This is a genomic window from Pseudomonas psychrophila HA-4 (assembly GCF_000282975.1).
GTDB classification, from domain to species: domain Bacteria; phylum Pseudomonadota; class Gammaproteobacteria; order Pseudomonadales; family Pseudomonadaceae; genus Aquipseudomonas; species Aquipseudomonas psychrophila_A.
The window spans coordinates 1-11,086 of the sequence record NZ_ALJC01000070.1 but is presented as its reverse complement, the minus strand read 5'-3'; the positions used below and the strand labels follow the sequence as shown (position 1 = coordinate 11,086).

Here is an 11,086-nt window from a genome sequence, read left to right as displayed (position 1 = left end):
GCTGTCTTGCGCAGCCAAGAGTGCAAGGTTGCCGCCTGCCACCAGATACGCCTCGTCCCCGGCGTTTACCCGGCTGGCGATGAGCGTCAGATCTCGTTCGGCACTCAACGTCACGTCGCCACCCGCGGTGACAACGGTTGAGACTTGGCTGATGTGGTCTTCCTGGGTTTTGACTTTTTTCGACTTGGATGCCGAATGTTGCTCATCCGCACCCGAAGCCAATGTCAGGTCACCGGTGGCGGACATGGCGATGTTGCGCTTGGCGTCGATTTCGCTGGCGATGGCGCTGATGTCACGCCCGGCTTGAACACGAAAGTCGCGCCCTGTTTCGATAACGCTGCCGTGTTGCGAAACGTCGTTGCTACGGGACAGGTCGGTCACTGCGTTGGCATTGCGTTGCTCGGCGGCAATAAGGTTGACGTCGCGTCCGGCCTTAAGGGTGGTGTCTGCGCCGCTGTTGAGTACCCCGCCGACACTACTCACGTCGCGCCCGGCCTGGATGCTCAGGTTATTGGCCGCTTCGATGCGTGCAGCGTTGTCTACAAAGTCACTCTGTTCGGTGCGATAGCCGCTGCTGCTCTGGTGGCGGGTGACCGTGCGCTCGTTGATCACATCGCCATTGACGGCTGTGAGGCTCACGTCGCGCCCGGCGATGATGCCGCCGCTCTTGTTGGTCAGGTTATTGCCAACCCTTAGGTCGAGCCGATTACCCGCTTCGATCAGGCCGCTGTTTGCCAGATCAGCACCAGCCTTGGCCGACAGGTTGTTAGTAGCGCGCAGGGTGCCAACGTTGTTTAGGTCTTTGCCGGCAATCAGGTTGATGTCGTTACCGGTAATCAACGCGCCAGTAGGGCCAAGACGGTTATTGGCCTGGGCGAGGTAAAGCACTGGCACTAGCACGTGTTGACCGTCGACGGTAGCCGATTCCATCCAGACGATGTCGTGGGTCAGGGCCGCAACTTGTTCGGAGGTGAGGCTGACGCCCACGCTCAGATTAAGTTGCTGCTTGCTGGCAATGGCATTGTCCATCAGGTATCGGTACATACCAGCGTCGCTGGTCTGGCCGTCGATATAACGTTGTCCAGTACGAGCGATCACGGCTTGCTGGATCAGTCGTTGCTCGTAGAGACCGTCACCTAAACGTTTCTGGCTCTGGTCCGGGTTGTACCCCAGGTTGGAGAGTAGGTAGTCCGAACTCATAAACTGCTTGAGGTCAGTCAGAGCCGGGTTGGTTTCGATCAAATACTTTTGTGGGCTGGATACGTAGCTGCTGTCGGGTAACGTTTGGACGCGGTTAACGCTCAACCCGCCGGGGGATGCGCCCAGTTCTTCAACCGGAGCCGCCGGGGCTACACCGCCGACGTCTGAACGGGCAGGCATCGAGGCACCTGTGAAAGAGTCAACGTTCAGGGCCGTGGCGTTGCCTGCAACAGACGAAGACAAGTCAGCGGCCGGGGCAGTCATCGCAGCTTGCACCTCCCGGCTGCCATCGCCGGGTAGGGTGTGTTCGCGTTGGGCGGTCCCGATGGCTGCGCTGCCCATGGTCCAGCTTTCGGACCCCGTGAGGGCCGGTGTTGCAGCCCCTTGGCCGCTTAGGCGAAACAAACCTTTATCGCCCGCAGGCAAGCTAAAACCGGGTAACGACAGCGGATTGACCTGTTGCTGGGCAAGGTCCGGCGGTAGCTGTGGGTTCAGCGTAATACGGGTCGACGATTCAGCGCCGGGGGTGTTGGTGTCGGTTCGCGAGCCGCTGCCCACATAGGTGTAGCCCGCACGGACCACACTATTGTCAATATTGTTGCCAGCGCTCACGCTGACAGCTCCACCTGCCTGAATCACTGCGGCGTAATACTGATCCCCGACTGCCAAGTTTTGCGTCGTTTTAAATTGCGGCCATTCTCTTTCCATCATCCCGATAAAACTGCCCATCGCAGCTTCCAGCCCGCCCACGTCATTGGGGGTGTAATCGGTGCTCTGGAACCAGTATTGACGGCTGAAAGTGCTAGCCGCACTGGACAAGTTGTCTGCGTTCTTGGTTCGCTCTGACAAGAACACACGCGTGGTTTCAGTCTCTCCAGTCTCAATGCCACTGTTCACCAAGTTATTAACCGTGGCCGACAGGTTGCCTGCTGCGGCAATGGTGCTGCTTTGGTTCAGCAGATCTACACCACTGATGGAGAGATTACCCCCCGAGATGATGCTGGACGCGGCACTGGCTTCGGTGACTTCAAACTTGTCGCGCTGAACAATCTCCCAGACGTGATTTCGCTTACCGCCACAGTCACCCGCATTGACCCCTTCGATACAGGCAATCTCACCAATCCGGGCGGTGTAGATGCCTTGGTTGCTGGTATTCAAGACAGCCCTGATGTTGTGAATCGTACTCGCGGCCAGGCTCAGATTGCTGTCACTTTGTAGGGTCGAAGAACGGTTGATAATGCTGTTGGCCAGCTTCCCATTACCGTCACGATCAATACTCAGGTTGCCTAGGCTGTAGATATCCGCGTAGTGGTTAGTCAGCGAATCAACTCGCAGGCTCATGTTCGAACCACTGAACATCAGCGCATGGTCGTTGAGTAGCGCGCCAGTGGTAGCGGTAAGCTTTTGACCACTGCCAAAGGTACCGTAGTTATTAACGGTGCCCGCCGTCAGATTAAGGTCGGCAGCAGAGGTCAGGCGCCCGTAGTTGTTCACCTCCCCAGCAATATTGAACGCGGCGTCACGACCACTGGCGATACTGCCCGTGTCACTCAGGGTTAGTTGCCCGGCGGTCAGGCTCAGATCACCCACACTGCTGATACGACCGGTGCCCGTAAAGGTCCCTGCTAGGGCTAAGTCGAAGCGGCCATCACTGGCCATAAGTCCGGCATTGTTCCAATGGCTGCCGCTACCCACCCAGCTGTCGGAAGCCAGCAGTTGCCCGTCTACAGTCTGGTTGAGGGTGTTGACGTTGACCGTCAGCCGCCCCGCCTGAATCACGCTGCTGTTGGTCCAGTGGTCTGCGGTAAGGGTCAAGTCGCCACGGGTGACGAGGCTGCCACCGACGTTAGTCAGGTTGGCGGTACTGACATCGAACCTGCCGCTGCCTACGTGCAAGACGTTGCCCCCAGCGTTCTGGAAACCATCCGCGTTGAAGGTCAGATCGTGGTTAGCGGTTTCTAGCAAGCCGTTTCGGTTATCAAACACTGTGCCAATCTGAAATTCAGTCTTGCCACTTGTCCCCAACGCTCTCAGTTGACCTGCACGGTTATCAACACGTTGCGCGCCGATACTCAGGGTGGTATCGCTCTCGATAATGCCTTTCTGGTTGTTCAGCCCACGGCTGAAGTTGAGGTCTATATACCTGCCTGCGACCTGTCCACCGGCATCACCGCTATTGTCGAAGCTGGTGCCAGTGACCTTGATCGAGCCTTTGACATACAGGCTGCCATTACGGTTGTCGAAGGCGCCGGTGGTGATGACGGTATCGCCGGTTTGTGCCGTAATTCGACCCGCTTGGTTGTCCAGACTGGCGCTCTTGAGGTTTAGGTCGCCGCGCTGGCTGAAGATCAAACCGTCGCTACTGTTTTGCACAGCGCCGGTGGTCGAGACAACTAATGCATCGTTGGCAGCGACAGTGCCTCGATTGCGATTATCCAGACTGCCTGCGAACAGACTCAGCAGGCCTTGGCTGGTCAATTGGCCGCCCTGGTTGTTGATCTCACTGGCGCGATTGAGCAGCAATCCGCCGGCGCTAGCGAGTTTGCCGTTGGTGTTGATCAAAGCACCCAGCAAGTCGAGGGTCATATCCCCATTGCCTATCAGGCTACCGCCGCTGTTATCCAACGTGGTGCCGATGAGGCTTAGTGCCTGCTGCGCACTGACCGTACCGCCCACGTTGTTGAGCAAGCCCGTGACGTTAAGCGTTTGCTCGCCAGCACTGGAAAGGATGCCTTTGTCGCTGTTGTCTAGATTGGCAGCCCTGACGCTTAGATTTTTTTGACTGACCAATGCGCCAGCACTGCTGTTGAGCAGGCTGTTACTTAGCGCGACGTCAACATCGCCGTAACGGCTCGACAAGGTGCCTTGGTTGCGGTTGTCCAGGTCAGAGCCGCTGACACTGAGACCCTGCCAGCCGGAGATCAGACCTCCCTGATTGATAAAACGGATGCCGCCCAGGGTCAACCAGTTGTTGCTGATCACTTTGCCAGAGCTGTTATCCAACGTACGGCCGTTGAGCGTTAAGCGTTGCGCGGTGGATATTTCGCCACCTTGGTTGTTTAGGTCACGCAAGTGCTCGAAGGTCAATAAACCGTCGGTGGCGATCAGCCCGGCCGCGTTGTTAAGGTCGCCAGTGGCACGGCCTAGGTCGATTGCAATTGACTTGCCCAGCACAGAGCCGCTGTTGTTATTCAGGCCGCTGCTGTGGAGAGTCAACGTATCTGCGGCGCTAATTAGCCCCTGATTGTGGTTGCTGAGCTGACCATCAAGGTTAAGCAGAAGGTCGCCGCGACTGCTGAAGGTGCCGCCGCTGTTGTCCAAGCTTGCGGCCCGGCCGTCAATGGACTGTGCGCTAATCAGACCTTTCACGTTGGCCAGCGCTTGGTTCATGCGCAGGATCAACGCCTTGTGACTGAGCAGTTTGCCGCCACTGTTATCTAGGTGGTCAGCGGCCAAGATAAAAGACTGCGCACTGGAGATCTCACCCGCTTGGTTATTAACATCCTTCAGATTTTTGAGCATTAAGCGCGGCCCGTTGATCAGGCCGCTCTGATTGTTCAATTGACCGTGGTTAAGGTCCAACTCGACAGAGGTGTTGCTAAACAGCTTTCCACCCTGCTGATCCAGACCAGTGATATTGGCTGTCAGGGCCTTGTCACTGGTCAGGCGGCCACCGCTCTGGTTAATCAACTGTGTGGCATTGATGTCGAGTGTGTCACTTGAGCTGACGTTGCCAGCGTGGCTGTTGTCGAAGGCACCCGTGGTGATGCTCAACGCAGAAGTGCTGCTGAGAGTGCCGTTTTGGCTGTTGTCCAAGCGAGCGCTATTCAAGGTAAAGCTGGCATCGGTGACCAGTTCCCCACCCTGGTTATCCACAGCCCCTGTGCTGCTGACACTCAGCGCACCGGCACTGGACACGCTACCCAGGCGGTTATTCAAGCTGCCGGCGTTAACGGCCAAAAGGCCTTCACTGCTCAGCCGACCCTGGTTGTTGTTCAGCTCGCCGCTGAGGTCAAGTGCAAGGTCCTTCTGGCTAATCAGTCTGCCGTTACTGTTGTCCAGCCTCTCGCCTGAAAGGCCGAGCGTACCTTGAGCAGTCAAGGTGCCGTTTTGATTAGTTACCTGCGTAATGTTCGCTACAAAATCGCCTTTGCTGAACAACTGCCCGTCATTGTTATTTAGGCGGGTAGCCACGAGCCGCACATTACCGTCACTAATCAGCAGCCCATAGTGGTTGTTGAAATCACCTTCAACCGTAACCCCCAGCTCTTTAGCACTGCTGAGCAGGCCCTCGCTGTTGTCCAGGCTGGCGCTATAAACGTGCAACGCCGCCGCAGCAATTTGGCCTTTAACGTTGTTCAAAGCGCGTTCAACGCGCAGAGTCAGCGCCTGATTGCTGATGAGCCTACCGTTGCTGTTGTCCAGGCTTTTACTGACGAGTGTGAATGCTCGGTCGCTGGATATCTCGCCGCTCTGGTTGTTGACCCCATTGAGGTTTTTCAGCATCAGCAACGGCGCATTGATCAGGCCGTGTTGATTGTTCAGTTGACCGTTATTAAGGTCCAGACTCAGCGAGGTATTGCTGAAGAGTTGCCCGCCGTTTTGCTCAAAACCCATGACGCTGACGGTCATAGCCTTGCCGCTGGCGATACGGCTGCCCGCACCATTGCTCACGTTTGTGGCCATGAGCGCGAGCGTGTCGTTGCTAATCAGGCTGCCGGCATCGGTATTGTCAAAAGTACCCGTGGTCACGCTCACTGCGCCCTTGGCGTTGAGTGTGCCACCGCGGTTATTCAGATAGTCGCTTAACGTCAGGCTTAGCTCTTGCTCGCCAGAAATCGTACCGCCGCTGTTGTCCAGAGTTCGACCTTGCAGTTTGAGCGTGTCTTTGCCGAACAGCAGGCTTTGGCTCTGATTAATAACGTGCGCAACCTTGAGCCCAAGGTCGGTGCCTGCCAGCAACTTGCCCTTGTTGCTGTTATTAAGGCGGGTGCCCGCCAGGTTGAGCTCGGCGGCGCTGGAAATTTCTGCGCCCTGGTTGTTGATGTCATCGACATTGAGGGTCAGCGTTTTACTCGCGCCTATCAAACCGCCATTGCTGTTATCAAGGGTATTGGCGGTCAGGCTTAACGCACCTTGAGCAACCAGCTCTCCCTGTTGCTGATTGAGGTGTGTGATAAAAGCAGTCAGATCGCTCTTACTGGCGATACGACCGCGTGCATTTTCTACGGTTTGAGCATTCAGACGTACCGGCCCAACCCCGCTGAGTAAACCACCACGATTGTCCAGGCTACCTGCCTGCACATCCATCGCGCCTTTGGCAGTCAGCGAGCCGTTGCTCTGGTTATCCAGCAACCCCGATATACGTGTGCTCAGGCTACCGTCACTGAGCACTTTTCCATTCTGGCGATTATCCAGACTAGAGGCTTGAACCCTAGTGGCACTGGCGCTGGAAACTTCGCCCTCTCTGTTGTCCAGCGCACCGTCGAGTTCCAGCAACAAGCTGGCGCTACTGGTGAGCGTACCCGCGGTGTTATTTAAACTGCCTGCTCGTGCGTCAAGACCGCTGGCCGATATCAGACCTTTAACGTTTACCAACGACTGGTCCAAGCGCAGGGTCAGGCCCTGATCGCTGAGTAGTCTGCCGCCGGTGTTGTCCAGGCTATTCGCCGCCAAGGTAAAACCCTGACCGCTGGCGATTTCACCGCCCCGGTTGTCAACGTCGGCCAAGTTATTCAGTGCCAGTGTCGCACCCCGGATCAAGCCGCTTCGATTGCTCAATTGGCCATTGTTAACGTCTAGGGTCAGGCCGTTAAAACCGGTCAGTTGCCCCGCGTTATTGTTCAAACTGGCAATGTGAACGGTCAGCGTCTGATTGCTAGCAATGCGGCCTTCGGCGCTGTTATCTACCGCACCGGCCTTAAGGTTCAGAGTACCTAGACTGGTGAGCGTTGCGCCCCGGTTATTAAGGGTGCCAGCACTGATGTTCGCGGCCTGGATAGCGCTCAAGTTACCGCCCTGATTGTTCAAGGCATGAGCTGCGTTGATGTTCAAGTTGCGGCTGGCGACAACACTGTTACCCATGTTGTTGAACGTCTGTGCGCTAAGGCTGACATCGCCCGCGGCAGTACGGGTGTTATCGGCGTTGACGCCAGCTTCGATGATGCCGTGGTTAGTTAATAACCCGCCGCTGGAGAGTTGGATGCTGTCACGGGCGGCAAGATTTTTTCTGGTGTTCAGATCACCTCGGGCCTGCATCTCCAACGCAGTCCCCGCGTAGACCGAACGCTGAGCATCGATACTCCCGGCCCTGACCTTGACTGCGCCACTGGCTGCCGCCTGCGCCAGACTTAAATGGCCATTGGCATCGAGTTGAATATCGCCGCCACTGGCTGCCAACGTGCCGTCCAGCTTTACCCCGACACCGGCTTCAGTGCCCACCAGTTTGATCGCGCCGGCGTACATCCCGCCCAACGCTGACGAGTCAATCGCAAGCTCCGGCTTGGCGCTGCCGTCATCGGCACGCGCGGTTGCATTCAGGGTCTGGGCGTTGACGTCGTTGCGACCGGCAATCACCGTCAAGTTGCGAGCATTGATCTGCGCGTTGATCTTCGCCGAGCGGGTGATGATTTCGAAGCGGTCGACGTTGCTGGCGTTCAGGCCCTGGCCGTCGATGGTCACGGCGCCGCCATCGACTTGGTAACGGTCCAGACGGCCGTTATCAAGGATGGGTTTTCCGGTGGTCAACGTGACATTCGGGGTATTGATAAAACCGCAGCCATTACAGGTAATGCCGTAAGGGTTGGCGACAATCACTTTCGCCGATTGGCCTGCAACTTCGGTATAGCCGCGTAACTGGCTAGGGCTAGTGCCGTTGACTTCGTTAAGAATGATGTTGGCGGCGGTGCCCTGCAAATTCGGGTTGCCGAGAATAAGTCCGCCCAGTTGCGTCGACTGGGTACGGTCAGTGGCGTTATTGAGAATCACGCCATTGGCGCCCACGTTGTAGTCGCTGAACTGGTTGTGCGACAAACCGCTGTTGTTGGGCGCTGCAATATTGACGATGGGCACGCCGTTGCCTGCCACACCAAGGCTGGTGCTGGGTCCGCTGACCACAATGCCTTCTGCCTGCACCAGTAAGGGCTGCCAGAAAATCGCGTTCACTAAGATAAACGCCAGACCACGCTTAGACATACCCCAGAAGGACTCACGGGGTTTGAGGGCAGCAGAAGGCTGGCGAGCTAAAAAGGCTAAGTGGCGATCATCCATGTCAGCTTCTCGATGCATCAATGCGTTGAATTACAGAAAAAAGGTCAGGCGCACATACATCGGCGCTTCGCGCTCGGTGAGTACGTCCGGTCGTTCTAAAGAGTGAGCCCAAGTCACACTGGCGCTAACGTTGCGGCCACGCGCAAAAAGCTCCAGCGAATGGCTCGACACGCGGCCATGCACCTCGCGGTTGTAGCGTTCGTGACGAATGACCCCTTGGTCATAACCAAGGCCTGCGCCGTATTCGACAAATACCGGGCGCAACCAGTCCAGCGTCACCGGGCGCGACCAACGCAAGTCATTGCGCCAGTAACCACCGCTGTCGCCGGAGAGTTGTTGGTCCTTGTAACCTCGTACCGAAGCCGAGCCGCCTAAACTCATACGTTGCGGGCTGAACAGCACGTCGTCACTGAGTTGGCCGGTGGCCAGGCTGGTAAAACTGAAGGTCTCGTCCCACAGTTTGAAGGGCTGCAAATAGCTGAGGGTGGCGGTGTATTTTCGATAGCGAGCGTCGGGACTTCCTTGCTTTTGGGGCAAGGCGTTACGCTGCGCATCAAAGGCACCGACACCCTTTTGCATCCCCACATCCAGGTTAACGAAGGCATTGGCCACGCGTCGCCCGTGGTTGATGCCCACTTGAAACTCGCTCAGACGCTGACTGCTGTTTTGTAACCGGGAGCCTTCGATGTAATTGTTGGTGCGCACATGCGCCAAGCCCACATTGAGTGAGGTTTTGCTCATCGCATCGCGATAAACAACCCGTTCTGCACGCAATTGCTGATTTTGACTGTCGCCGGTTTGACTAAAGTTGTAGCCGTTGGCTTGAACCACAGAGCGGTAATCGCTCTGGCTAAAGTTGTAGCTAAAGTTCCACCAACCCCATGGCAGGTTGTAATAGAGCATCGTGTTGTTTGACGATTTGCGGGTATCGCTGATGGCATCGCGCCCCCCGCGCAGAATCAGTTGATCTGCAAAGCCCAACGGGCTGTCCCACTCCAACCCCGCGCCCCATTGCTGTTCGCCGGTGCTTTTCTGGCCGTCGTTATCGCGTGACAGACTGGCGCGCCAAGGTGCTTGCACAACATTTTTAACCACGACAACGCTCTCACCCACTTCCCCACCGGGGGCCAGTTCTATTTGCGCCTGATTGGACGGCAAGCGGTTGAGTTGGTCGATGGCCTGTTCAATTTCCCGCAGATTGAGCGGATTACCCTCTTGACCGGGAAAGGCCATTGCCAGCTCGCGGCTCGATAAATGGCTGTTATCGGTGCCCTTAAAGCTTTTGAGCCTGCCCTCAACAACCAGTACGTGCAATTGGCCTGTGGATAAGTCTTGTGGTGGAAGGTAAGCGCGACTCGTCACCAAGCCTTTGTCGATATAACGGTGGGTAATAGCCTTGAGTAGCGCGTTTAGCTGCGACACACCTAGGCACTGGCCGCTGTAAGGCTTGATTAAACGCGCGCGCTCACTGACTGAAAGACTGTCGCCCCCCCTAAGTTCGATGTTTTTGATGGGAAAGCACCGACTTTTATCCGCCTCCAGAGGTGCATTTGGGGCCGCTTGTTGACCAGGCAACTCCTGAAGCTCTTCAAGTCGGCGTCGCTGTTCTTCAAGCAAACGCTCCTGTCGATCACGAATAAGCCCCTGATCACCCGGCGTGGGGTTAGGTGCCGCAGCAGCATTCAGACCCACTAGGCTGCCCAGAAAAAACAGAAACACCGACCCCATCCTGAGGTGCACTATGGACATACGGATTCCGCCCGTGATGTGCTAACTCAGCGAAAAATGAGTCAACGCAATTATTATTTTCACGACCACAAAACTGCTGCGGTTCATGGGTGGCGGAATCTTTAACTTTTGTTGTTTAAAAGTATTTAGGACAATTCTGAGAGTGGGCCCTGAACCATCCGAAACTTAAAAGCCATCATGCATATTCAATTCCGGCGATGTCGGTTTCTGTAACCATTGTTGAGGCATGAGGTGTTTAGGGTCTATGCAACAACATCCGAGGTCAAAGTCCTGCGGCCTTTATCGCAGCCTTCGGCAGCGACTACAGAATCCCGATATTCCGCGAATAATCAGCCATTTCGTACGACGTTTCCCTTTCAATCAGGCGAAGCTTCCGAGAAAATCCCGTTCGCTTGCGCCTGTCCAGTTCGCGGAATAGTCTCGGCCCATCGCTGTAAAACAGCGGTCGGGTTTAGTCGCCCGGTTCAATATGACGGCGCAAGGCGCCACCTCCGCGAGGCGCTTTTTTACGGCCTGCGTTTTATGGTGGCCGTGCGCAGGGCGCCCTTGTGGCGCGCCGGGTTTCCGTCATTACCGGTCGACTAACCTGCGCATGGCTGCCACCCGTTCGTTTAGTCGCGATAAGTGACAGCTCCTTAAACAATGATGGAGTTGTAACCATGAAAAAAATCGTTCCAGACCCACCTGTTTCTCTCCCGCACGCTGCTGAGTGCGATTCACTGTCGCTGGACCGCGCCGCCACTGATCGCGCCCTCGACTTTTACCTGCTCGACTCTAAGCCTCCACGGCACGTGGATTCGGCCACGTATGCCATCCCGGACAGCGTCAATTTAGAAGCGGCTTTGGCCCAAGCGTCAGACTTGTTGCG

At 56.4% G+C, this 11,086-nt stretch carries 2 protein-coding genes and 1 pseudogene; 1 reads left to right on the top strand and 2 read right to left on the bottom strand.

Annotated features, from left to right (window positions below; genetic code table 11):
- Positions 1-8,469 (bottom strand): filamentous hemagglutinin N-terminal domain-containing protein (locus B347_RS0108740; protein ID WP_019409327.1); only part of this gene is annotated, 8,469 nt, incomplete at its 3' end.
- Positions 8,470-8,499: 30 nt separating this feature from the next.
- Positions 8,500-10,197: a ShlB/FhaC/HecB family hemolysin secretion/activation protein gene (locus B347_RS0108735; RefSeq protein ID WP_237719112.1), complete on the bottom strand. Its 1,698-nt coding sequence runs from the start codon at positions 10,195-10,197 to the stop codon at positions 8,500-8,502.
- A gap of 680 nt (positions 10,198-10,877) precedes the next feature.
- On the opposite strand from B347_RS0108735, the pseudogene B347_RS0108730 reads away from it, so the two are divergent.
- Positions 10,878-11,086 (top strand): annotated as a pseudogene (locus tag B347_RS0108730) (DUF6124 family protein); the annotation flags it as partial.

Coding starts and splice junctions, on each gene's coding strand:
- B347_RS0108735 (WP_237719112.1), bottom strand. CDS start 10,197: ATGGGGTCGGTGTTTCTGTTTTTTCTGGGCAGCCTAGTGGGTCTGAAT.